The sequence below is a fragment of the Bradyrhizobium sp. USDA 4532 genome (assembly GCF_024171315.1).
Classification (GTDB): domain Bacteria; phylum Pseudomonadota; class Alphaproteobacteria; order Rhizobiales; family Xanthobacteraceae; genus Bradyrhizobium; species Bradyrhizobium australafricanum.
Genome location: NZ_JALJZN010000001.1, coordinates 2,918,142 through 2,939,978, shown reverse-complemented (window position 1 = coordinate 2,939,978; position 21,837 = coordinate 2,918,142). Strand labels below are relative to the sequence as shown.

Sequence of the window (21,837 nt, the reverse complement as noted above, 5' to 3'; positions counted from 1 at the left end):
ATGGACACCGATCAACTCATTCGAACCCTGGCCGCCGACAATGCCTATCGCGCGCGTCCGATCGGTCTTGCGCTGATGCTGGCACTACTGGCGGCGGCGCCGGTCTCGCTCCTGATCTTCTTCGCCGAACTCGGCGTGCGGCCCGACGTGATGATCGCGATGCACAATCCGTTCTTCGACCTGAAATTCGCCGTGACGCTGGCGCTTGCCGCCTCGGCGATCGCGGTCAGCCTGCATCTGTCGCGCCCGGAGGCTTCGCTGCGCGGCTTCGGCTGGTGGCTGCTGATTCCCGCCGGCATCCTCGTCGCCGCCATCAGCGGCGAGATGATGATGCCGCAGCGGACGCCGATGATGACGCGGCTGATCGGCAAGAATTCGATGGCCTGCATGACCGCGATCCCCGCGATGTCGCTGCCGCTGCTGGTCGGCGCGCTGTACGGGCTGCGGCAGGGCGCGCCGGCGCGGCCGGCGGTCGCGGGTGCGATAGCCGGCCTGCTCTCGGCGGGGCTCGCGGCAACCGTCTACGCGTCGCACTGCACGGATGACTCGCCGCTGTTCGTCGCCACCTGGTACACGCTGGCGACCGCGATCGTTGCGAGCGTCGGCGCACTGATGGGAAACCGGGCGCTACGCTACTAGGCCGCTGGCGCGGACTGCTGCATGCGATGGAAGCGCAGCACCTGCTGCGCGGTCGACGGCCGCAGCCGCTCATAGGTGTCCTTGCAGGCCTGCAGATCGGTCGGCTCGCCGCCCGAGATGTCGTCGCGCAGGTTGATGATCGCCCGCACCGTCGACCATGACAGGCCCGAGACCTTGGCCAGGATCATGACACCCTCGGCGCGGGTTTCGATCATCATGTTCTCGGCGACGCTGACCGAGACGTTGGCGAGTGCGGCGAGCGAGGCGTTGGTCTCGTCGAACTTGCCGGCCTCGGCGAAGGCTGCGAGCTGGAATTCGTCGAGCCGGCCATCCTGGTAGAGCGACTTGACCAAGGCATGCGCGATCGTGGTGTTCGGCGTCACGGCGGCCGGCGCCGAGCGCGCGCGCCGCGTCGCTTCCTTCACCGCGATCGGAATCTCCTTGGCCTGCTGCGGATTGGCAGCCTCAAGCCGCTGCCTGACCGCGTCCGAGGCCTTGGCGACCAGCTTGAGATAGAGATGCCGCGGGATGTTCGGGCGCAGGCCGACGCAGGTCGACAGGTTGTCGTCGCCCTCGGCGCGGCTGACCAGGCGGGTGAAGCCGCGCTCGGTGAATTCCGCGCCGGGATTGTTGACCGCGCTCTGGATCACCTCGTCATTGCCGCGCAGCACCAGCACGTCGGTGACGGCGCCGCTCAGCGTCTTGCGGTTCGAGATTGCGAGCAGATGCGCCTGGCTCTTGCTGCGCGCCGTTTCGATCAGGGTGTCGTCGTCGAGCCGCGGCGACAGCGTCAGCACGGGGCCCGCGACCTCGATCAGGTCGTCGAAGGCAAGGGTGCGGATGGTCTGCGGCGGTGCGGTGTCGATCGGGGCGAGGCGGTCGGCGAGTAACGCCTTGGCCGAGTTTTCGATGTGCTCGAGCAGGCATTGGAAAACATCGTCGAACAGCACGATCTGCTCGTTGGAATAGTTCACCGAGCCGTTGATGAAGAGGTCGGTCACGCGGCGCAGCGTCTCGACGCGGCGTGCGACGGTGCCGTGCGCGAGCGTCGTCTGCAGCTCGTCGAGCAGACTTTCGGGGGCGGTCTCGGGCTTCAAACTCATGACTCTATCCTGGAGCGGTGGCGACGGCTTCTCCGGCGCCGAAGAGGGAAATGGATTTCAGGCGCTGGCGATGCGGTTGCGTCCCCTGGCCTTGGCTGCGTAAAGCGCGCCATCGGCGCGGGCGAGCAATGTGTCAGAGTTTTCGCGCGGCTTGAGCGTCGTGACGCCTGCGGAGATCGTCACCCGCATGCCGGGCGAGAATGCGCTCCAGTCGAGATCGGCGATGATCGCGCGCAGCCGTTCGAGCGCGCGCATCGCCTGATCCTGCGACAGGTCGGGCAGCACCAGCAAGAATTCCTCGCCGCCGTAACGGCCGAAGCGATCGACGCTGCGGAGGTTGGCGAACATGCCGATGGCGAAGGTGCGCAGCGCCTCGTCGCCGATCGGATGGCCGTAGACGTCGTTGATGCGCTTGAAATGGTCGAGGTCGATCAGCGCGACCGCGCAGGAGCTGCCGTTGCGCGCGCAGCGCGCGATCTCCTCCTCGAGCGTGCGCATGATGCTGCGGCGATTGGAGGCGCCGGTCAGTTCATCGAGCTCCGCGAGCTCCTCGATGCGCCGATAGGCCTCCTTCAGCTTCAGTCCGCTCTGGTACAGCGATTGCTGCATCGAACTGGAGAAGATGCCGAGGCACATGCAGCGCCCGATCGTCAGCGCGAACACCAGCATGGTGGCGAGGCGATCGATCCGGGTCGCGGTCGGCATCCCGATCGCCTTGTCGGTGCCGAGGAACAGCGCGGCGAGGCCCAGCACCATGACGGTCCAGACGATCGCGGTCTGCCGCGCCGAGGTGCGCAGCGCGCCGAAGCCGAACACCACGAACAGGTTGCAGAGAAACAGCACGCCGACTTCCGGCGCGATGTAGGTGAACACCAGCAGGTTCACCATGTTGATCGCCGATTGCGGCGCGACCAGATAGTGGTCGCGGAAGCGCTCGTGAAAGCCGCGCTCGGAGAGCACCACATAGACGGCGACCAAAGACAGACCGGTCAGCGCGTAGGCGGCCGCCACCCAAGCCGACGTGGTGCCGCCGTGCGCGTAGATCAGCAACACTACGGCGTCGAGCACGAAGCAGGCCGCGATCATCGACTGGATCTGGCGGCGCTGCTTGGCCCGGCGCGCCAGGCGCTCGGCCGTCAGCCTGGGACGGCCGCTTTCCGATGCGCCCGCGATCGGGCTGGGAAGTGACGACGCAGCGCTGCCCATGGTCTCGCCATTGGTGAAATCCGGCAAAAATCTACGTGGGAAAGCCTTTAGGTTTGGTATCTTTTGGAACCGAATCTACCCCGGTGTAACCCGGTCATCGCCCTTGTTTCGTAAGGGGAATCCGTTCGCAGAGGCGAGGCGGGAGCAATGTGCGGCAAGCCTGCGCCGTGGCGGACTGCGTGACGGTGCTGGCGTGCCGATAAAGCCTTGGTATGGTCGCGCCGGATGGTGCCTGTCCGCGAGAGTTTTAACTACTATGATACCGTTTATCGAGTCTCGGCTGATTTTTCCTCATTGGAAGCGCCGACTGTGGCATAGATCACACATGCAGTGCGGACATTGCCGTAATGTGAAGAATCTTGGCTCTCGCGTCGAACCACGCACCGCCCCCTTCAGACCAACTTTGCGAGACGGGCATTGAGCGCGACACAGGCGGCTTCAGACGACGTTCTGATCGCTCGGATCGCTCAAGGCGACCGGCTTGCCATGCAGGTGCTGTACGGGCGGCACCATGTCAGGGTGTACCGCTTCGGGCTTCGGCTCGTGCGGGACGAGCAGGTGGCGGAAGATCTCATCAGCGAGGTCTTCCTGGACGTGTGGCGTCAGGCGGGCAAGTTTGAGGGACGATCCGCCGTTTCGACCTGGCTTCTGGCGATTACCCGGTTCAAGGCGTTGTCTTCGCTGCGGCGAAGGAAGGACGCCGAGCTGGACGATGAGGCCGCGAACGCGATCGAGGACACGTCCGACGATCCGGAAACGGTGGTGCAGAAGAAGGACACCGGTGACACGCTGCGTAGGTGCCTGACGGGACTATCGGCGGAACATCGGGAAATTGTCGATCTTGTCTACTATCACGAGAAATCCGTGGAAGACGTCGCTGAGATCGTGGGGATTCCGGAGAATACCGTGAAGACGCGCCTGTTCTATGCGCGCAAGAAACTTGCCGAGTTGCTGAAGGCAGCCGGTGTCGAGCGAGGTTGGCCATGATGGCTGCGAGAACAAAGGTGCAAGAGCCTGACGATATCGAGATGCTGCTGCCCTGGCACGCGGCCGGCACGCTGAACGCGCGTGACACGCGCCGCGTCGAGGACGCGCTTGCGAGCGATCCGGAGCTCGGTCGGCAATATGCCGTCATTCGCGAGGAATATGCCGAGACCATCGGCCTCAACGAGAGCCTCGGTGCGCCCTCGGCGCGCGCGATGCAGAAGCTGTTCGCCGCGATCGATGCCGAGCCGGAGCACAAGCCGTCGATGGGCGCGCGCATGTCGGCCTCTGTCACGGAGTTCTTTTCGAAATTGTCGCCGCGGACGCTGGCGTGGTCGTCCGGCCTCGGTGCGGTCGTGGTGTTGTTGCAGGCGGGTGTGATCGGCGCGGTGCTGATGCGCAGCCAGCCGGCCTTGTTCCAGACGGCGTCGCTCGATGTCGCCGAGCGCAGTGCGCCGGTCGCGCCCAGTGCGCCGATCACGCGCGACCTTGGCGCCAGCGTGGCGGCGACGCCGACCCGGCTGCTGGTGCGCTTCACACCCGATGCCAGGGTCGCCGACATCACGTCGCTGCTCGACAATTACCAGGCCTCGATCCTCGACGGGAAGGGCGGGATGTTCCGGCTGCAGTTCCGCGCAATGGACAAGAGCAGCGTCGCTGCGCTGATTGCGCGTTTGCAGAAGGAGAAGATCGTCAGCCTCGCGGTCGAAACGCCGTAATCGGCGGCTGACGGTCTGCGCCGAGTTGAGGTCACCATGGCCGCCAACGGCCGGACCAGATCGACGAACCACGCGATCGCCGCAGCCACAGCATTGTTGCTGGTCTGTGTTGCCGGCTCCGCCTCCGCCCAGAATTTCATGCGATCGCCGACCGGTGGCGGCGCGCCACAGGTCTCGCCCGGGTTGCGGGCCAATCCCGGCATCGGAAAGCTTGGTGGCAATCCCGCCGGCGGGTTCGGCGGCCCAGTTGGCCGCATGCCGCCGCTATCGGTGGACCGTGGCCCGGCCACGTCGTGGACCGACGATGGGCCGCGACCGCGCGTGCCGCCCCCTGTGCGCCCCGCGCCCCGTCTCTCCGCTAATTGCGATGACGGCGATCGAGGCCAATGTTCCGACCGGCCGGTCGCCGGCAACGGCGGCAAGGGCGCAACGCGGAAGGGCAGGGCCGGCGGTGGCGGCAGTTTGCGTGCACAGGATGCGTCGAGCGTGCGAACCGTGCCAAATGAGCTCGTGGCCGAAATCGACGGTGCATTGACGGAGGCGGAAGCAGATGCACTCGCACGCCGTCATGGGTTGAGGCGGATCGCCTCGCAGAATGTCGCGCTGCTGGGTGCGACGATCGGCCTGTTCCGCATCCTGGGCAATCGTTCGGCCGAAACGGCGAGCCGCGAGCTCGCAAGCGATGCCGGCGTCCGCTCCGTACAGCCCAACTACCGTTACGCGCTGCAGGACCAGAAGGCGTCGGGCGGCAGCGATCCGGCGCAATATGCCCAGACACAGCTGCATCTGCCCGCGGCTCACAAGCTGGCGCGCGGGATGAATGTCACCATTGCCGTGATCGACTCCGGCGTCGACGCCGCCCATCCGGAATTGGCGAACACGGTCGCCGATACGTTCGATGCGCTCGGCAGCAAGGATGCTCCAAACGCCCACGGCACCGCCATTGCCGGCGCGATTGCGGCGCGTGTCAGGCTCACGGGGAGCGCGCCGGAAGTGCGGATCCTGGCGATCCGCGCCTTCGGTGCGGTCGCGGGCGGCGCCGGGAGCACTTCCTATGTGATCCTCAGGAGCCTCGACTACGCGGTGGCGCATGGCGCGCAGATCGTGAACATGAGCTTCGCCGGACCGCAGGACGCACTTGTCGGACGCGCCGTGGCAGCCGCCGCGGCACGGGACGTCGTGCTGGTCGCCGCGGCCGGCAATGCCGGTCCGACATCGCCGCCGCTGTATCCGGCCGCCCATCCCGATGTGATCGCGGTGAGTGGCACCGATGCCGGCGACCGGCTGATGGCGGCCTCGAACCGCGGCAGCCATATCGCGCTGGCGGCCCCGGGCGCCGACCTCCTCGTGCCGGTGCCCGCCGGCAAATACCAGCTGATGTCGGGCACATCATTTTCGGCCGCGTTCGTCAGCGGCATCGCGGCCTTGGTGCTGGAACGCAATCCGGCATTGAAGCCCGCCGAGGTGCGACGGGTCCTGACCAGCACGGCGCGCGATCTCGGGACACCAGGACGTGACGATCTGTTCGGTGCGGGGGAAGCGGATGCGCTTGGCGCGGTGATGGCGGCGACCGTTGCCTCTGCCGCGGACAAACCGTCGCAGCCTGCACAGCAGGCCGACGGCAATAACACTTCCGTGAGCCGCACGCCGAATGAACCCGCGCCGTCGATCGCATCGGAGGATTCCGCTGCAAATCGCCGTGCTGCGCAGTGATTTTCGACGCCGAACGCCTGCAACGGTGCGATGGAACCGCGGCGCGAGAAGGTTAAAAAAATCGCCGGCGATTTGAACGTCCGCCTTCCTCTCACGACTTATGTGTGTGGGAGCGGTTTAACCCTCCCCGGCTATATCAGGCGCGAGCGCCCATCCACCCCAAGCGCCCATATGGCTTTGACCCGTCCGGTTGTCCCCCCGGACGGGTCTTTCATTTGGGGGCACCCTTGCATGACGGACTCGACGGTGCGCGGCGCGATGGCGCCGACCGATCGCAACGGGATGGGCAAACGCGCGACGGCTGCGACGGTTTGCTGTGGATCATTCCGCCCCAGGAGCGGTGCGCATCGCCACCACGGCAAGTCGATGACTTGAGGCAGTTCGAGCGAGAAACTCCGTAGTAGAGCGGACTTCTTCGATCGCCCGTTCGCGATTAAGAATTTAGTTAGACTTTATTTACCTTTTCCACAGAATATCGGCGTCGCGTCCAGTTGATTCGGTTCGGTTCGTTCGGTTGCGTCTGCGTCCGTTTCTTTTCCTGCGGGCAATTTGAATGACACATCGGACCGACGTGGCCAGAGGCCAGGAGATCGTTGCACGCTGGTGCAACCTCGCCGAGCAAAGGCTGGAGCACCTTACCGAACTGTTCGATACCGGGCGCTGGCGGCGCTATCACAGCGAGCAGGCCTTTCTCGAGAACATCAGGGAAGCCCGCGCCGCGGTCGACATCTGGCGCGAATTGCTGACCCGCGAAGCCTCGCTCGACAATTCGCCGATCGATCTGTCCTGGCTCGGTCGCGGCAGGTCGAAACTGCCGCCGCCCCACATCTCGCCGCCGCTCGAGCGCCGGCCGGAGGCCTCGGTCTTGGCCGAGGCGGCGATGAAAGCGGTCGCGGCCGCGCTGGAAACGGCGGCCGAGGTGCTGGAGCAGCCGCCCACGGTCGCCGACGCGCCGCCGCTGGAAATGCCCGCTCCGGCTGCGCCGCCGCCGGTGCTCGATCTCGACACCATCCAGCGGCGCTATCCGCTGCTGCGCAACACGCTGTAGGCGACCGCTCTCGCTTATTTTTTGAGCGTGATCTCCGTGCTTGTCGCGAGGAAAAACCGCTTCGCCCTTTTCCGGATCTAGCGCCGCACCGCGTTCGCGCCGACCACGAGCTGCGCATATTGCTGGGCGCCGCCTGCCGACAGATCCGGCGTGATCGGGCGGGCATGGTCGAGCCCGACCACCGCGCCGCGGGGGGTTTCCGAGATCATGTTGTTGTTGATCAGCGCGGTGCCGGCGCCCGGCACCACCGAGACGCCGATGCCGACGAAGGCGTTGCGGACTACGTTGCCTGATATCGCGACGTCGCGCAGGTACTTGCCCCAGCCGGCGACGATGCCGAAGGTCGGCGCGTTCTCGATCACATTGCCGGTCACGGTGCTGTCGGCCTCGACATAGATGCCGATGCCGGCGCCGTCGTTCGGGTCGGTGCCTGCAGGGCGCTTCGGCAGCAGGTTGCGGATGATGTTGCCCTGGACCACAGCGATGCGGCCGCCCTCGTTGAAATTGCACACGGAGACGCCGATCGCGGCGCCGTCGACGGTGTTGTTGGCGATCACCGCGGCCTCGAACGCGAACTCCGAATAGAGCGCGACCTCGCGGACATTGCTGACGCTGTTGTCGGTGATGTGGATGTTGGAGGCCGAATTGCCGCGGACCGCCGAGAAGTCGCAGTTCTTGATGCGGTTGCCGCGCACGATCACGTTGCCGGCGCGGAAGGCGTTGATGGCGTTGCCGTACTGCCCGGAGCCCCCGGGGCCGGCCTTGATGTCCTCGATGCGGTTGTCGGCGACGATCGAGCCGTCGTCGCCGATCGCGGTGCGCAGGATCTCGATGCCGTTGTCGTTGGTGCCCTTGATGGTGTTGCGCGACACCATCAGGCCGATCGCGTCGAACGACACCAGCGCCGTGGTCGCGATGTCGGTGAAGACGTTGTTGCTGACGTCGCCCGACATCTGCTCGAACCAGATGCCGTTGCCGCCGCTGCCGGTGAACCGGCAATCGGTGATGCGGATGTCGCGGCCGGACAGGCAGTGCACGAGGCCGCGCCGGTTCGGCAGCGGGACGTTGCCGCCGTCGAAGCTGAGGCCCATCAGGACGACGCCGCCGGCGCCTTCGCCCTCCAGTAGCGAGGCGCCGCCATTGAACACCAGCCGGCTGGCGCCGCGCACGCCGATTAGCTGGCTGCCGGGCGCAAGCCGCAACAGGCCGGTGCGGTAGACGCCGGGCGGGAACGCCAGCGGCACCTGCGCCCGCGCGGCGTCGTCGATCGCGCGCTGCAGATTGCGGGTCTGGTCGTCCGGGCTGCCGGGGTGCACGCCATATTGCGTGACGTCGCGGCCGAGCGAGCCGGTCGATGGCGCGGCGGCATGCGCGGCGTCCGGCGACATCGCAAGCGCGCCGGCTGCGCCGGCGGCGGTTACTCCGATCAGATGGCGGCGGTTGACGTCCATGGGCAAGGCCCTCGCAACATTCGCGAGCGGTGACGTTCGCGGGTCGAGTGGTAGCGCGAAAGGCGGCGCGGCATGGTGAACACGCCGAGGCAGCGCGGCGATTGTTGGCGGTAGGGTTAATCGCGGGTGCAACCGATTCACGTTGTCAAACAGTCGTTCCTCGGTATCGTCACCCGCGCATGCGGGTGATCCAGAATTCCAGAGCCGCCGGTGCTTGAATTGAGAGGCCGCGGCGTACTGGATGCCCCGCCTTCGCGGGCCTGACACCGGGGAGAATGCGGGCCCACGACTCGTTCCCAGGCCGCCCCGGCGAAGACCGGGACCCATACGCCGCGGCTTGTGTTGTGAACGCTACTCATCATCGCAGCGACGATGATCTTTCGTGGTTATGGGTCCCGGCCTTCGCCGGGACGACACTGAATTCAACCCGTTGCAGACCTCGTCATTCGATCCAATTTTAGTATTTGCCGGGGTCCACGGTTGACGCGTCTGGAGTATTGCTCGCCCGCTGGCTTGAGAGGAGAGACCGGTGTTTGACGTAGGAGACCCGGTTGTCTGCATCGACAATGGCCCGAAGAAAGGAGCCATTGGGCCGGTAGTGCCCATCCATCATCTGCTGCACAAGGGGCGCATCTACCGTGTCAATTTCATCGGGACGACCTGGACGGGGAGTCTGACCGTCGGGCTAGCGGGCGTCGCGCTACCTCCTCCGATGATTGGGTTCGAGCCTTACAGATTCCGCAAGATCGATCCTGCGGAGCCTGAGTTCATTGAAATGATGCGCAGCTTGCGTACGCGTGAGTTGGAGGATGCCAACTAGGGACGTGTACTTACACCGCCCGATCCGCGCGCTCACGCGCGCGAGGCCTGCCGGGTCAGTTTCACCAGCTCCATCAGCATGGCCTCGCCGGCATCGACGAGCGCTTCCGGCGTGATCGATGATTTGCCGGGTGCAGCCGTGCCGTCATGGGCGAGCGGCGGGACGTGGACGAATTGCGCGAGGCGCAAGTCATTGTCGCCGTTGACGGCCTCGATCGCGCGCCAGCTCAGATAGTTGCAGAGATAGCTGCCGGCGTCGCGCGAGGCTCGCGCGTCGATCCCGGTCGCCAGCGCGGCGCGCAGTAATTTTTCAGTATGAGGCCCGAACATGCGCGCATCGGCGCCGCCCTCAATCGATCCCTTGCGTGCATGCTGGCGGCCGGCGTCGGGGAAGCGCGTGGTCACCGCGTTGCGGGCACGGCTTTCGATCCGCAGATAGTCGGTGCGGCCGGCGAGGCCGAACATCAAGAGCGCCTGCGGGCGGTGTTCTGCGATCAGCTCCGGCAATTCGCGATCGACGGCCGCGTAGGTGACGTCGAAGATGTGGCTCGACAGCGCGACGTCGTCGAAGGCCGGGCGGCGCAGGGCGGTCAGCCGCTTCACCAACGGCATGGTCGGGTTGAACGGCGCACCCGGAAACGGCCCGAAGCCGGTGACGAGGATGCGCAGCCTGCCGCTCAATGCAGCATCTCCGCGATCTGTTCGGCGGCGACCGCGGGCGAGATGCGGCCACCGGCGACCTCGGCCTCCATCTTCTTCACTTTGGCGCGGATCGCGGCATCCGAGCGCAGCCGCGCCATCATCCGGCTCTCCAGCATCGACCACATCCACTTCACCTGCTGCTCCCGGCGGCGGCCGGCGAACTCGCCCGAGGCGTTCATCGCGGTACGGTGGTCGAGGATCTTCTGCCAGAGCCGGTCGAGCCCGGCGCCGGTCAGCGCGGAATAGGTCTCCACCGGCGGATGCCAATGCTCGGAGCGCGGCGCCAGGATGTGCAGCGCGCTGCGATAGTCGGCGGCGGCGAGGTTGGCGCGCTTGAGGTTGTCGCCGTCGGCCTTGTTGATCGCGATCATGTCGGCGAGCTCAACAAGGCCCTTTTTTATGCCCTGCAGCTCGTCGCCGGCACCGGGCAGCATCAAGGCCAAGAAGAAATCGGTCATATCGCAGACCGCGGTCTCGGACTGGCCGATGCCGACGGTCTCGACCAGCACGACGTCGAAGCCGGCCGCCTCGCACAGCAGCATCGCCTCGCGGGTCTTCGCCGCGACACCGCCGAGCGTACCCGAGGAGGGCGAGGGACGGATAAAGGCCTGGTCGGAGACGGCGAGCCGCGCCATCCGGGTCTTATCGCCGAGGATCGAGCCGCCGGTGCGCGCCGAGGAGGGATCGACCGCCAGCACCGCGACCTTGTGGCCGCGCTCGATCAGGAACATGCCGAGCGCATCGATGGTGGTCGATTTGCCGACGCCGGGCGAGCCGGTGATGCCGACCCGCACCGCCTTGCCGGTGTCGGGCAATAGCGCCTGCACCAGCTCGCGCGCCGCCGCCTGGTGGTCGCTGCGCCGGCTCTCGACCAGCGTGATCGCCCGCGCCAGCGCGGCACGGTGGCCGGCACGGAGGTCCTTGGCGAGGGCGCGGATGTCGGGAGCGGCAGGCTTCGGTGAGGTCATGGTGTTGGTTTACAACGGCTGGCCATGGCAGGCGAGGGGAACGCGGATCGGCACGTCGCAGGGGCGCACTGCCAAAATGTCGAAAACAACCCCATGCAAAGGAGCCGGCGGCTGGCAGCCGGCGTGCGACAAGGCACGTGCGACAAGGCTACTTGACACGTCGGGCAACTCAGCGGCATTCTTCCATTATCCAGAAATCGTGCAGACACCCGTAGCCCGGGTGAGCCAACGGTCGCGCGAACGCGCGCCCGATGACAGGCTCCGCGATGTCAGGGGAAACCGGCCCCGCATATCGCTTCGCTCATGCGGGCTACGAACTATTGCTGCTCGTCCGCATCGCCCTTCGGCCGTGCGCCGGCGAAGATCTTTGCGCCTTCCGGTGTCAGATAGGGTTTCAGCGTCTCCCACGGCACGAAGATCACGTATTGGCCCTCGGCGTAGGGGCCGACGGCATAGGGCGGGTAGTGGAAGGTGAGGCCGGAGCTCTTGCCCGCTTCGGTCGACGGCGCCAGCGTCACGGCGCCGATCTTGAGCAGGGTCGGCTTCATCTCCTTGTACCACTCGGCTGTTGCGGTCTCGCCGGCATCGCGCCGCTTCTTCTCGGCGTTCAGCGCGGCGATGACCGCCTTGCGCATCGCCGTCAGGGTTGGGCCGTTGTCTGCGGTCTCGGTGAAGAACGGGCGGATGCTGATGCGCTTCTTCGCGGTGGTGTCCCACAGGATGGTGTTGACGTCGGAGTTCGGATGCGCGCCGTGGGTGTCCATGTAGTCATCGCGCAGCACGCTCACATAGCGGCCGTCGACGACGGAGCGCTCCGAGTATTTGCGGTCGAACGAGTAGCCACCACGATCCTTGAAGAGGTCAGGCTCCTGCTTGCGGTCGGCCGCAGCCTCGGCGGCATTCTTGTCGATCCACGTCTTGCCTTCGGCGAGGCAATCGGCCGCCAGCGCGCTATCCGCCTTGATCCTGTCGTCGAGATAGACGCTCGCCTCGATGCTCGCATTCTTGATCGACGCGTCGGGCTTCGGATCGGCGGCGATGGCGGGCAGGCAGAGGCAGGCCAGCAGGCCGGTAAAAGCCATGATGCGGGCAGGCGTCATCAAGCGATCGGCGCGCATGAAAAACTCCAGGTGGCAGGGGGCAAGCGCGGCAGCGTTACTCCGCTGCAGCGCTATGGCCGAGCCGGGCGTTGAGCTTGTGGATCAGCTCCTCGGCGGCATCCGAGATCACCGTGCCCGGCGGGAAGATCGCCTCGGCGCCGGCGGCATACAGCGCGTCGTAATCCTGCGGCGGCACCACGCCGCCGATGATGATCATGATGTCGTCGCGGCCGTGTTTCTTCAGCGCGGCCTTCAGTTCGGGCACCGCGGTGAGATGTGCCGCGGCGAGCGAGGAGACGCCGAGAATGTGGACGTCGTTCTCGACCGCTTGCCGCGCAGCTTCGTCGGCGGTTGCGAACAGCGGTCCGATATCGACGTCGAAGCCGACATCGGCGAACGCCGACGCGATCACCTTCTGGCCGCGGTCATGGCCGTCCTGGCCGATTTTTGCCACCAGGATGCGGGGACGACGACCCTCGGCCTCCTCGAACGCATCGATCAGCGCCTGCACCTTTTCGACCTTGTTGGACATCGCCGCTGCCTCTCGCTTGTAGACGCCGGTGATGGACTTGATCTCGGCACGGTGGCGGCCGAACACCTTTTCCATCGCGTCTGAAATCTCGCCGACGGTGGCCTTGGCGCGCGCGGCGTCGATGGCGAGCGCCAGCAGATTGCCGTTGCCTTCGCCCGCCGAGCGGGTAAGCGCGGCGAGCGCCGCATCGACGTCCTTCTGGTTGCGCTCCTTCTTGAGCCGCGCCAGCTTGTCGATCTGCAGCCGCCGCACGGTGGAGTTCTCCACCTTCAAGACGTCGATCGGCTTCTCGTTCTCGGGCTTGAACTTGTTGACGCCGATCACCGCCTGCCGGCCGGCATCGATCCGCGCCTGCGTCTTGGCGGAAGCTTCCTCGATCCTGAGCTTCGGCACGCCGGCCTCGATCGCCTTGGCCATGCCGCCGAGCGCCTCGACCTCCTGGATGTGCCCCCAGGCCTTCTGCGCGAGATCGCGGGTCAGCCGCTCGACATAATAGGAGCCGCCCCAGGGATCGATGATGCGGTTGGTGCCGCTCTCCTGCTGCAGGAACAATTGGGTGTTGCGGGCGATGCGCGCCGAGAAGTCGGTCGGCAGCGCCAGGGCCTCGTCGAGCGCGTTGGTGTGCAGCGACTGGGTGTGGCCTTGGGTTGCCGCCATCGCCTCGATCGTGGTGCGCATCACGTTGTTGAACACGTCTTGGGCGGTCAGCGACCAGCCCGAGGTCTGGCAATGGGTGCGCAGCGACAGCGAGCGCGGATCCTTCGGATTGAACTGCTTGAGCAGCTTGGCCCACAACAGCCGCGCGGCGCGCATCTTGGCGACTTCCATGAAGAAGTTCATGCCGATCGCCCAGAAGAAAGAGAGGCGAGGGGCAAAACGATCGACGTCGAGGCCCGCGGCAAGCCCGGCGCGCAGATATTCGACGCCGTCGGCCAGCGTATAGGCGAGCTCGAGGTCCTGCGTCGCGCCGGCCTCCTGCATGTGGTAGCCGGAAATGGAAATGGAATTGTATTTCGGCATCCGCTGCGAGGTGTAGGCGAAGATGTCGGAGATGATCCGCATCGAGGGGCTAGGTGGATAGATGTAGGTGTTGCGCACCATGAACTCTTTCAGAATGTCATTCTGAATGGTGCCCGACAGTTTCTCCGGCGGCACGCCCTGTTCTTCGGCGGCCGCGACGAACAGCGCGAGGATCGGCAGCACCGCGCCGTTCATGGTCATCGACACGCTCATCTGGTCGAGCGGGATGCCGGCGAACAGCGTGCGCATGTCGTAGATGGAATCGATCGCAACGCCGGCCATGCCGACGTCGCCGGAGACGCGCGGATGATCCGAGTCGTAGCCGCGGTGGGTGGCGAGGTCGAAGGCGACCGACAGGCCCTTCTGTCCGGCCGCGAGGTTACGGCGATAGAACGCGTTGGAGTCCTCTGCCGTGGAGAAGCCGGCATATTGCCGGATGGTCCAGGGCTGGTTGACATACATGGTCGGGTAGGGGCCGCGCAGATAGGGCGCGATGCCCGGCCAGGTCTCGAGGAAGTCGATGCCTTCGAGATCGGCCTCGCCGTAGACGGATTTCACCGGGATGCCCTCGGGCGTCAGCCACGGCTCGGCGCTCGCCGCCGGGGCCGCGGTGGCAACGGGCTGGAAGGCGACATCGGCGAAATTGGGAATGCGGGTCATTCCTGGGCTTCCTCAAACTGGCGATTGCGTTCGATCAATCGCTGTAGCTTCTAACTCAATCGTGGTCCGGATGCTGATGGCTGACGATGGTCGCCATCTTATCCGGTCCGTAATTCTGCATCGTGGTCTGGCTCGGCAGATTGGCGATGCCGACCACCCAGCCGTGGCGGGACTCGGTTCCGAATTGCTGCGTCGGTATCACCCGGTCGGGCCGGTCGAAGGCGCCGGTCATGATCTCGATCCGCGGACCGTCGATGCGGCGGAAGCTCAGGGGTGTTCCGCAGGCGGCGCAGAAGTCGCGCTCGGCGATCGAGGAGGACCTGAACGCGGCGGGTTTGCCGCGGGTCCATTTGAAGTCGTTGCGATCGATGTCGGCGAAGGAGGCAAATGGCGCCCCAGACGCTTTCTGGCACATCCGGCAGTGGCAGATGCTGATCCGGGTCGGTGCCGCCGAGACGGCAAATCGGACGGCGCCGCACTGGCAGCCGCCGGTCAGAACGGGTGTCGATGGTGCCTCTGCGCTCATGTCTGCTCCATCTGCCGATAGGCGTCGCGCAATGTCGCCAGCGCATCACCGCCGGCGAAGATGAACTCGCCGATGCCGGCCGCCCGCAGCGCCGCTTCCTGGTCGCCGGGCCGCCCTGCCAGATAGATATGCCTTGCACCGGCGCCTTGAAGGGCCCTGGCGGCCTCAACGGCGCTGGCGGCATAGACCTTATCCGAGGAACAAATGCACGCCATCGCGGCGCCCAAGGCCTTGTAGGCCGCGGCCAGCGCCGCCGCGTCGGCAAAGCCCTCGCTGTCGATGGCCTCGATCCCGCCGGTTTCGAAGAAACTCTTGGCAAAGGTCGCGCGGGCCGTGAAGTCCGCGGCGGTGCCGAGATTGGCCAGGAATATCTTCGGCCGTGCGCCATGCGCCTTCAGCGCGGCATCCGACTTGTCGCGCAGCGCCTCGAACGGTTCGGCAAGCCGCATCGGCGCGAGGGCGTCGAACTTCACCTTGGCGCCGGCGAGGGACGCCGGCGCTGATGGTTTCACATCCAGCACCGCGGGGGCGGCCTCGCGCAGATCCGGAAATTCGCTGGCGCCGGTCAGCACGTCGCGGCGCTTCGCCACATTGGTCTCGCGCAGCAAGCGCGTCGCGGTGACCTTGTTTTGCAGCAGTCCCTGCTCGAGTGCGGCGAAGATGCCGCCGGCCTTCTCGATCTCCTGGAACAGCGTCCACGCCGCCTCGCAGAGCTGCGAGGTCAGCGTCTCGATGCCGCCGGCGCCGGCCGCGGGATCGGACACCTTTGCCAGGTTGGATTCATCGAGCAGCACGAGTTGCGTGTTGCGCGCCACGCGCCGGGCGAAGTCATCAGGCAGGCCGAGCGCCAGCGTGTGCGGCAGCACCGTGATCGCATTGGCGCCGCCGAGCCCGGCCGCAAAGGTCGCGATCGTCGCGCGCAGCATGTTCACATTGGGATCGCGCTGGGTCAGCATCCGCCAGGCGGTTTGCGCGTTGACGAAGATCGGCTTCGGCGCAAGTCCGCAGGCTTGCTCGACACGTGCCCACAGCAGCCGCAGCGCGCGAAATTTCGCCATCGTCAGGAACTGGTCGGCGTCGGCGCTGAGGCGGAACGAGATCGCCGCGCGCGCCGCGTCGAGCTCGATGCCGGCGCCCTCCAGCATGCGCAGATAGGCGAGGCCAAGCGCGAGCGTGAACGCGAGTTCCTGCACCTCGGAGCCGCCGGCATCATGGACCGGCCGGCCGTCGGCCAGCACGAACGGCCCCTTGAAGCCGCGCTTGATGAGGCCATTGACGACCTGGCCGAACGACTTTTCGTAGTCGGGCCAGGCGATGGCCGCAGCACCGCGCACGGCCATGGTGCTGAGCGCCTGGTAATTGAAATGCAGATCGAGCTTGGCCGGGTCGAGCTTGCGGGCCTCGACCATGTCGGCAAAGGTCTCGCCGGCGTTCTCGCGGCCGATCACCGGATTGAGCGCGATCATGATGCCGGCATCGAGATGGACGCCGCCGCAGGCGCGCGCCAGCGTCTTCTTGCTGGCGTCGGCAAGACCGAAGCCGCGCGCACCGGGACCCCCGGCGAACTCGAATTCGAGGCCGGTCGCCCCGTTCTCGAGATCCTGCAGCGCTTGCGCATTGGCCTGTGCGGCATCGGGATGATCGACCCGCTGCAGGATCTGCCAGGGTGCAGCGGCGGCGCGGCCGGCAAGCGGGCTTGAATTGGTGGCGCGGCGGTAGATCGGATCGATCTTCAGGCCGTCATAGGTCTTGCCGACCAGCTTCTCGAACGGGGCGCCCTTCAGCACGCCGTCGACCAGCTTGCGCCAGTCGTCATAGGTCGCAGGTCGAAAATCCGAAGCCAGAGCCAAATCGTCAGTCGAGGTCGTCATCCGCCCAAATCGTCCTTCACCGGCCCCGCGCGGGGCCCCTTGATTTGGCCGGAAATTGCCACGGGCGGGCGGCCAAGCCAAACGGTTGTTTGCGGTGGTTTCGCTTTAATCGAGGTCCGCTAGACGGAAAATACCGTCTGTAGAGACCTTCGCCAGCGCATCGGCGACGCGGCGCCCGGCGATGACGCGGTCAGGAACGATCTCGGCGAGCGGCACCAAGACGAAGGCGCGTTCGAACAAACGCCGGTGCGGCAGCGTCAGTTCCGGCTTGTTCAGTGTGACGTCGTCATAGGCGATCAGGTCGAGGTCGAGGGTGCGCGGCCCCCAGCGCTGCTCATTGGCGCGGTCGCGGCCGAATTTGGCTTCGATCTTGTGCAGCGTGAACAGCAGCGCATGCGGATCGAGACTGGTCTCGATCTCGATGCAGGCGTTGATGAAGCTGTCCTGCTGCTGCTCGCCCCAGGGCGGCGTCGAATAATCCGACGAGCGTGCGATAAGCGCGGCCTGGGTCATGCCGCAGATATTGGCGATCGCCTTGCGAAACGTGGTGCGGACGTCGCCGACATTGCCGCCGAGGGCGATCAGGACGTCAGCCATCTGCGTTCAACCCTGGGGCGGTTGATGGCGCGAGCGGGTCAGCACGACGCCGACATCGTCGAAGATCGCGGCGATCGGCGCGTGCGGCTTGTGCACCGTGACCTTGACCGCCCGGATGCGCGGGAAGCTCGCCAGGATGTCCTCGGCCACCGCGCCGGCGGCGCGCTCCAGCAGCTTGTAGTTGGTGTTCTTGAATGCCGATGTCGCCGTCGCCACCACGTTGGAATAGGAGACCGTATCTGAAAGGCGGTCGGTGCGCGAGGATTCCGAGAGGTCGGTATAGAGTTCGAGATCGATGACGAAGCGCTGCCCGACCTCCGTTTCATGTTCCATCACGCCATGACGGGCATGGATGACGATCCCGGTGATGAAGATCGTATCGGTCATTGCTGTCCCTCGATTGCTGCGGCCACGCGCAGCGCCTGAACGGTTTCGGCGACGTCATGCGCGCGGATGATGCGGGCGCCATTCTGCGCGGCGATCAGATGCGCCGCGATCGAGCCGCCGATCCGCTGTTGCGGCTCCGACGGCGCGACCGTGCTGATGAAGCGCTTGCGCGAGGCGCCGACCAGCAGCGGCAGGTGGAACGCGTCGAGCTCGGCAAGCCGCGCCAGCGCGATCATGCTCTGCTCCGGGGTCTTGCCGAAGCCGATGCCGGGATCGAGCACGATCCGGTCGGGCGAAATGCCGGCGCTTGCGGCGATCGCGAGCGAGCGCTCGAAGAAGGCGGCGATGTCCTGCATGATGTCGATCGCCGGATCGGCCTGCTCGCGATTGTGCATGATGATCACGGGCACGCCGCGCGCGGCGACGAGCGGCGCCATGCCGGCATCGCGCTGCAGGCCCCAGACGTCGTTGGCGATGACAGCGCCCTGGTCGAGCGCCCAGGCCACGACCTCCGATTTCATGCTGTCGATCGAGACCGGCACGCCAAGGGCGATCACGTCGGCAAGCACGGGCTTCAGCCGCGCCATCTCGGCCTCGGCGGTGACCGGCTGCGAGCCGTAGGGACGGGTGGATTCTGCGCCGATGTCGATGATATCGGCGCTCTCGGCGACCAGCTTGCGGGCCTGTGCCAGCGCCTCTTCGGGTGCGGCGAACTGGCCGCCGTCGGAGAACGAGTCCGGCGTCACGTTCAGGATGCCCATCACGGCCGGATAGGGCCGCGACAACAGCGCCGGCAGCAGCGCCGATACGGCCGGGCCGGTCACCGTCGATGCCATGGGCTTGCTCGCCATCATGCGGTGGCTTTGCGCTGACCGCAGCGGCAAGTCAAGGTGTGGCGATGGCGGGTGACGCGGCCGGCGGCCGAATGCCGTTAAGACAGGCTAATAGGTGATCTTGGGAGGCAGCTTGCGTGCCTCTTCGATCAGCAGCTCGACCGACTTCTCCGACGGCATCACGCGGACGAGCTTACGCCGCACATTGGCGTCCTTCATGCTCTGCGCGAGCCGCGACGGGTTGCGGTGCGCGAGCTCGCGCACGGTGGTGACGCCGGCGGCGCGGACCAGACCGACCTTCGCCTTGCCCATGCCGGGAATCCGCATGTAGTCGGAGATGTTGGCCCATTCGAGCAATTGTTGTTCGCTGATCCCGGTCTTGGCGGCGAGCGCCTTGCGTCCCTTGACGGTGCGGGCGGCTTCAAGCAGTGCGTCGGTCGTGCGGATACCCTGCGATTTCAGTTTGGTGGCGCAATAGGCGGACAGGCCTTCGATCTCGGAGAGGGGGTATGTCATGATACTCGTATGCAGGTAGAAGGGAGCGCACGTGCAATGGCGTTTTGGGAGAATGCTTCAGGCAAACTGGCTGAGGCCCGGCGTCCCCGAGATGATCTCGCCCATTTGATCCGCTCCGATTTTGTCGCGGCCGAACCTGAAAAGTTCACGCGCGACGTTCTGAATCTCACTCATGCTCAATCCGAGCGCCATCAGCCGGGTGCCGACAGCCATCAGACCGCCACCCATCAACCGCGATAGGCCACCGCTGTTGTTGGAGGCGGCGATTGCCGCTTCGGCGCCGGGGATTTGGTCGATCAGAGCCTGAACTTTGTCGGAAGGTCCCTCGTTACGGAGGAAACCCAGAACGATGCCGATGGTTTTTTCAGCGACAGCACCGTCGATGCCGGCCTTCGCGGCCAGCTGCCCAACCAATTCGTCCATATTGCCCCGCCTCAACCGGTTTTTGCCGGATCATTCTTGAAGATTTATCTTGAGCGCCTGTGTCACGAAATACAAGCGATCCGCGCATTTCAGTTCGTTTTCTTTTTCGATCGCGTCGGGAGTGTTGCACCTCTGCAAGATTGAGCGGCGGATTCACACCATCTTGTCGCAATGCGCAATGCCTTTCGTCACTTGGCCCGGAATCTTGGCCGGGAATAAAGTATGAGGAACTGGTGCAGCGACAATATACATCAGTGCGCGCCGATGGTTTCAATCGACCTGCAAGATGCAATATGATGTCATCGGTTCGAATGGATCGAGCCGATTTAAAATCGCGTTAAGAGGCGAAGCGATGGCGACGTCCGACACCAAGTTGGCCGATACCGATGAGAAGATCTTTATCGGCAAGGGCGAGGAAACAGCCTGGCTGACGCTTGCGCTGGCCAACCGCCACGGCCTTGTGACCGGTGCGACCGGAACCGGCAAGACCGTCACGCTGCAGGTCATGGCTGAAGGATTTGCGCGCGCCGGCGTTCCGGTTTTCGCAGCCGACATCAAGGGCGATCTTTCCGGTATCTCCGAAGTCGGCGAGGCCAAGGACTTTATCCTGAAGCGCGCCAAGGAGATGGGCCTGACCTTCCAGCCGGATCAGTTCTCGACCGTATTCTGGGACGTGTTCGGCGAGCAGGGCCATCCGGTGCGCGCCACCGTCACCGAGATGGGACCGCTGTTGCTCTCGCGGATGCTCGATCTGAACGACGTGCAGGAGGGCGTGCTCAATGTTGCCTTCCGTGTCGCCGATGAGAACGGCCTCACGTTGATCGACATGAAGGACCTTCGAGCGCTGCTGGATGCGATCGCCCCGGACGGCAGCAAGAAGGCTGCCGACGACGAGGAAGATCCGCTGGCGCCGATCCGTAAGGCCGCGCAAGGCTACGGCAATGTATCCAAGGCGACCGTCGGAACGATCCAGCGTCAGCTCCTGGTGCTCGAGAACCAGGGCGGCGCCAAGTTCTTCGGCGAGCCGGCGCTGACGCTGAAGGATTTCATGCGCACCGACCGCGACGGCCGCGGCATCGTCAATATCCTGGTCGCCGACAAGCTGATGCAGAGCCCGCGGCTTTACGCCACCTTCCTGCTCTGGATGCTTTCGGAATTGTTCGAGGAATTGCCGGAGGCCGGCGACCTGCCGAAGCCGAAGCTGGTGTTCTTCTTCGACGAGGCGCATCTCTTGTTCACCGACGCGCCGAAGGCGCTGATGGACAAGATCGAGCAGGTGGTGCGGCTGATCCGCTCCAAGGGCGTCGGCGTCTATTTCGTCACGCAGAATCCGATCGACGTGCCGGACAAGGTACTGGCGCAGCTCGGCAACCGCGTGCAGCACGCGTTGCGCGCCTTCACGCCGCGCGATCAGAAGGCGGTTGCCGCGGCCGCACAGACCTTCCGGCCCAATCCGAAGCTCGACACCGCGCGGGTGATCATGGAGCTCGGCAAGGGCGAGGCGCTGGTGTCGTTCCTCGAGGGCGGCGGCACGCCGTCGATGGTCGAGCGCGTCATGGTGCGCCCGCCGTCGGCGCGGATCGGGCCGATCACGCCGGAGGAGCGCAAGGCGATCATGGATGCGAGCCCGGTCAAGGGCAAATACGACACCGCGGTCGATGCCGAATCCGCCTACGAGATCATCCAGAAGCGGCTCGCCGGGACGGCGGCGCCGGCGGACGGCAGCGCTGGCGGCGAGGGTGGCGGCATCCTCGGCCAGCTCGGTTCGATCGCGTCCACGATCTTCGGCACCAACGTCAAGCGCGGCCGCATGTCGACCGGACAGGTGATCGCGCGCAGCGTCACGCGCTCGGTGACCGACAAGGTGATCGGCGGCGTGGCCGCCGATCTCGGCAAATCGCTCGGCGGTTCGGTTGGCGGCTCGATCGGCCGGGCGCTGGTGCGCGGCGCGCTCGGCGGATTGCTGCGCAGATAGCACCGCGCCGGTCGGCTGAAGCGGGAGACCGGCTTTGCCTCCCGC

The 21,837-nt window shown here is 65.7% G+C and carries 21 protein-coding genes; 7 read left to right on the top strand and 14 right to left on the bottom strand.

Annotation, left to right across the window (positions count from 1 at the left end; genetic code table 11):
- The gene (locus J2R76_RS14115; protein ID WP_076833110.1) at positions 1–639 is read left to right on the top strand and encodes an NrsF family protein; all 639 of its coding nucleotides are present in this window, start codon (positions 1–3) and stop codon (positions 637–639) included.
- On the opposite strand, the gene J2R76_RS14110 is transcribed toward J2R76_RS14115, so the two are convergent.
- Positions 636–1,742 (bottom strand): DUF2336 domain-containing protein, encoded by a 1,107-nt coding sequence (locus J2R76_RS14110; protein WP_076833113.1) that lies wholly within the window; start codon positions 1,740–1,742, stop codon positions 636–638. The two genes, J2R76_RS14115 and J2R76_RS14110, sit on opposite strands and share 4 nt — an antisense overlap.
- Positions 1,743–1,799: 57 nt before the next feature.
- Positions 1,800–2,948 carry a GGDEF domain-containing protein gene (locus J2R76_RS14105; RefSeq protein WP_057015657.1) on the bottom strand — a complete coding sequence of 383 codons (1,149 nt, stop codon included), beginning with the start codon at positions 2,946–2,948 and terminating at the stop codon, positions 1,800–1,802.
- A gap of 417 nt (positions 2,949–3,365) precedes the next feature.
- Here J2R76_RS14105 and J2R76_RS14100 point away from each other — a divergent pair, with 417 nt between their 5' ends.
- The 4 genes from J2R76_RS14100 (at position 3,366) to J2R76_RS14085 (ending at position 7,412) form a co-directional block, all read left to right on the top strand.
- Positions 3,366–3,935 (top strand): sigma-70 family RNA polymerase sigma factor, encoded by a 570-nt coding sequence (locus tag J2R76_RS14100; protein WP_016843228.1) that lies wholly within the window; start codon positions 3,366–3,368, stop codon positions 3,933–3,935.
- On the top strand, positions 3,932–4,651 hold the full coding sequence (locus J2R76_RS14095) for a hypothetical protein (protein WP_076833116.1): 720 nt from the start codon (positions 3,932–3,934) through the stop codon (positions 4,649–4,651). The genes J2R76_RS14100 and J2R76_RS14095 overlap by 4 nt, the downstream gene beginning before the upstream one ends.
- A 36-nt stretch (positions 4,652–4,687) precedes the next feature.
- A complete protein-coding gene (locus tag J2R76_RS14090) occupies positions 4,688–6,364 on the top strand; it encodes a S8 family serine peptidase (protein ID WP_253624107.1) in 1,677 nt (558 codons plus the stop codon).
- Between the two features lie 553 nt (positions 6,365–6,917).
- Positions 6,918–7,412 (top strand): TIGR03809 family protein, encoded by a 495-nt coding sequence (locus J2R76_RS14085; RefSeq protein ID WP_076833120.1) that lies wholly within the window; start codon positions 6,918–6,920, stop codon positions 7,410–7,412.
- Between the two features lie 77 nt (positions 7,413–7,489).
- Here the strand turns inward: J2R76_RS14085 and J2R76_RS14080 are convergent, their stop codons facing one another.
- Complete coding sequence (locus J2R76_RS14080) at positions 7,490–8,863, bottom strand: TIGR03808 family TAT-translocated repetitive protein (RefSeq protein WP_076833123.1); 1,374 nt, start codon at positions 8,861–8,863, stop codon at positions 7,490–7,492.
- A gap of 529 nt (positions 8,864–9,392) precedes the next feature.
- On the opposite strand from J2R76_RS14080, the gene J2R76_RS14075 reads away from it, so the two are divergent.
- Entirely contained in the window at positions 9,393–9,683 is a 291-nt protein-coding gene (locus J2R76_RS14075; RefSeq protein ID WP_143271180.1) for a hypothetical protein, read from the top strand.
- Positions 9,684–9,715: 32 nt separating this feature from the next.
- On the opposite strand, the gene J2R76_RS14070 is transcribed toward J2R76_RS14075, so the two are convergent.
- The 11 genes from J2R76_RS14070 to J2R76_RS14020 all read right to left on the bottom strand — a co-directional run bounded on the left by J2R76_RS14070 (position 9,716) and on the right by J2R76_RS14020 (position 19,817).
- Entirely contained in the window at positions 9,716–10,363 is a 648-nt protein-coding gene (locus J2R76_RS14070; RefSeq protein ID WP_076833128.1) for a pyroglutamyl-peptidase I, read from the bottom strand.
- A complete protein-coding gene (gene meaB / locus J2R76_RS14065; RefSeq protein WP_076833131.1) occupies positions 10,360–11,352 on the bottom strand; it encodes a methylmalonyl Co-A mutase-associated GTPase MeaB in 993 nt (330 codons plus the stop codon). Before meaB ends, J2R76_RS14070 begins: the two co-directional genes overlap by 4 nt.
- 317 nt (positions 11,353–11,669) lie before the next feature.
- Complete coding sequence (locus tag J2R76_RS14060) at positions 11,670–12,470, bottom strand: RsiV family protein (protein ID WP_083715176.1); 801 nt, start codon at positions 12,468–12,470, stop codon at positions 11,670–11,672.
- Positions 12,471–12,507: 37 nt separating this feature from the next.
- Positions 12,508–14,664 carry a methylmalonyl-CoA mutase gene (gene scpA, locus J2R76_RS14055; RefSeq protein ID WP_076833137.1) on the bottom strand — a complete coding sequence of 719 codons (2,157 nt, stop codon included), beginning with the start codon at positions 14,662–14,664 and terminating at the stop codon, positions 12,508–12,510.
- A gap of 55 nt (positions 14,665–14,719) precedes the next feature.
- Positions 14,720–15,190: a GFA family protein gene (locus tag J2R76_RS14050; RefSeq protein WP_028331649.1), complete on the bottom strand. Its 471-nt coding sequence runs from the start codon at positions 15,188–15,190 to the stop codon at positions 14,720–14,722.
- A complete protein-coding gene (locus J2R76_RS14045) occupies positions 15,187–17,061 on the bottom strand; it encodes a methylmalonyl-CoA mutase family protein (protein WP_076833140.1) in 1,875 nt (624 codons plus the stop codon). Before J2R76_RS14045 ends, J2R76_RS14050 begins: the two co-directional genes overlap by 4 nt.
- Before the next feature lie 105 nt (positions 17,062–17,166).
- Positions 17,167–17,658 carry a 2-amino-4-hydroxy-6-hydroxymethyldihydropteridine diphosphokinase gene (gene folK / locus J2R76_RS14040; protein WP_076833143.1) on the bottom strand — a complete coding sequence of 164 codons (492 nt, stop codon included), beginning with the start codon at positions 17,656–17,658 and terminating at the stop codon, positions 17,167–17,169.
- A gap of 6 nt (positions 17,659–17,664) precedes the next feature.
- Positions 17,665–18,045 (bottom strand): dihydroneopterin aldolase, encoded by a 381-nt coding sequence (gene folB / locus J2R76_RS14035; RefSeq protein ID WP_016842351.1) that lies wholly within the window; start codon positions 18,043–18,045, stop codon positions 17,665–17,667.
- Entirely contained in the window at positions 18,042–18,881 is an 840-nt protein-coding gene (gene folP, locus J2R76_RS14030) for a dihydropteroate synthase (RefSeq protein WP_244558963.1), read from the bottom strand. Before folP ends, folB begins: the two co-directional genes overlap by 4 nt.
- A gap of 105 nt (positions 18,882–18,986) precedes the next feature.
- Positions 18,987–19,394 carry a DUF4332 domain-containing protein gene (locus tag J2R76_RS14025; RefSeq protein ID WP_018270650.1) on the bottom strand — a complete coding sequence of 136 codons (408 nt, stop codon included), beginning with the start codon at positions 19,392–19,394 and terminating at the stop codon, positions 18,987–18,989.
- 57 nt (positions 19,395–19,451) lie between these two features.
- Positions 19,452–19,817 carry a hypothetical protein gene (locus J2R76_RS14020; protein ID WP_016841849.1) on the bottom strand — a complete coding sequence of 122 codons (366 nt, stop codon included), beginning with the start codon at positions 19,815–19,817 and terminating at the stop codon, positions 19,452–19,454.
- A gap of 352 nt (positions 19,818–20,169) precedes the next feature.
- Here J2R76_RS14020 and J2R76_RS14015 point away from each other — a divergent pair, with 352 nt between their 5' ends.
- Entirely contained in the window at positions 20,170–21,792 is a 1,623-nt protein-coding gene (locus J2R76_RS14015) for a helicase HerA-like domain-containing protein (protein WP_076833148.1), read from the top strand.
- The last annotated feature ends 45 nt before the right edge of the window (positions 21,793–21,837 follow it).

Excerpts from the sequence above, each read along its gene's own strand:
- J2R76_RS14115 (WP_076833110.1), top strand. The coding sequence starts at position 1 with ATGGACACCGATCAACTCATTCGAACCCTGGCCGCCGACAATGCCTAT.
- J2R76_RS14110 (WP_076833113.1), bottom strand. The coding sequence starts at position 1,742 with ATGAGTTTGAAGCCCGAGACCGCCCCCGAAAGTCTGCTCGACGAGCTG.
- J2R76_RS14105 (WP_057015657.1), bottom strand. The coding sequence starts at position 2,948 with ATGGGCAGCGCTGCGTCGTCACTTCCCAGCCCGATCGCGGGCGCATCG.
- J2R76_RS14095 (WP_076833116.1), top strand. The coding sequence starts at position 3,932 with ATGATGGCTGCGAGAACAAAGGTGCAAGAGCCTGACGATATCGAGATG.
- J2R76_RS14090 (WP_253624107.1), top strand. The coding sequence starts at position 4,688 with ATGGCCGCCAACGGCCGGACCAGATCGACGAACCACGCGATCGCCGCA.
- J2R76_RS14085 (WP_076833120.1), top strand. The coding sequence starts at position 6,918 with ATGACACATCGGACCGACGTGGCCAGAGGCCAGGAGATCGTTGCACGC.
- J2R76_RS14080 (WP_076833123.1), bottom strand. The coding sequence starts at position 8,863 with ATGGACGTCAACCGCCGCCATCTGATCGGAGTAACCGCCGCCGGCGCA.
- meaB (WP_076833131.1), bottom strand. The coding sequence starts at position 11,352 with ATGACCTCACCGAAGCCTGCCGCTCCCGACATCCGCGCCCTCGCCAAG.
- J2R76_RS14060 (WP_083715176.1), bottom strand. The coding sequence starts at position 12,470 with ATGCGCGCCGATCGCTTGATGACGCCTGCCCGCATCATGGCTTTTACC.
- scpA (WP_076833137.1), bottom strand. The coding sequence starts at position 14,664 with ATGACCCGCATTCCCAATTTCGCCGATGTCGCCTTCCAGCCCGTTGCC.
- J2R76_RS14050 (WP_028331649.1), bottom strand. The coding sequence starts at position 15,190 with ATGAGCGCAGAGGCACCATCGACACCCGTTCTGACCGGCGGCTGCCAG.
- J2R76_RS14045 (WP_076833140.1), bottom strand. The coding sequence starts at position 17,061 with ATGACGACCTCGACTGACGATTTGGCTCTGGCTTCGGATTTTCGACCT.
- folK (WP_076833143.1), bottom strand. The coding sequence starts at position 17,658 with ATGGCTGACGTCCTGATCGCCCTCGGCGGCAATGTCGGCGACGTCCGC.
- folB (WP_016842351.1), bottom strand. The coding sequence starts at position 18,045 with ATGACCGATACGATCTTCATCACCGGGATCGTCATCCATGCCCGTCAT.
- folP (WP_244558963.1), bottom strand. The coding sequence starts at position 18,881 with ATGGCATCGACGGTGACCGGCCCGGCCGTATCGGCGCTGCTGCCGGCG.
- J2R76_RS14025 (WP_018270650.1), bottom strand. The coding sequence starts at position 19,394 with ATGACATACCCCCTCTCCGAGATCGAAGGCCTGTCCGCCTATTGCGCC.
- J2R76_RS14020 (WP_016841849.1), bottom strand. The coding sequence starts at position 19,817 with ATGGACGAATTGGTTGGGCAGCTGGCCGCGAAGGCCGGCATCGACGGT.
- J2R76_RS14015 (WP_076833148.1), top strand. The coding sequence starts at position 20,170 with ATGGCGACGTCCGACACCAAGTTGGCCGATACCGATGAGAAGATCTTT.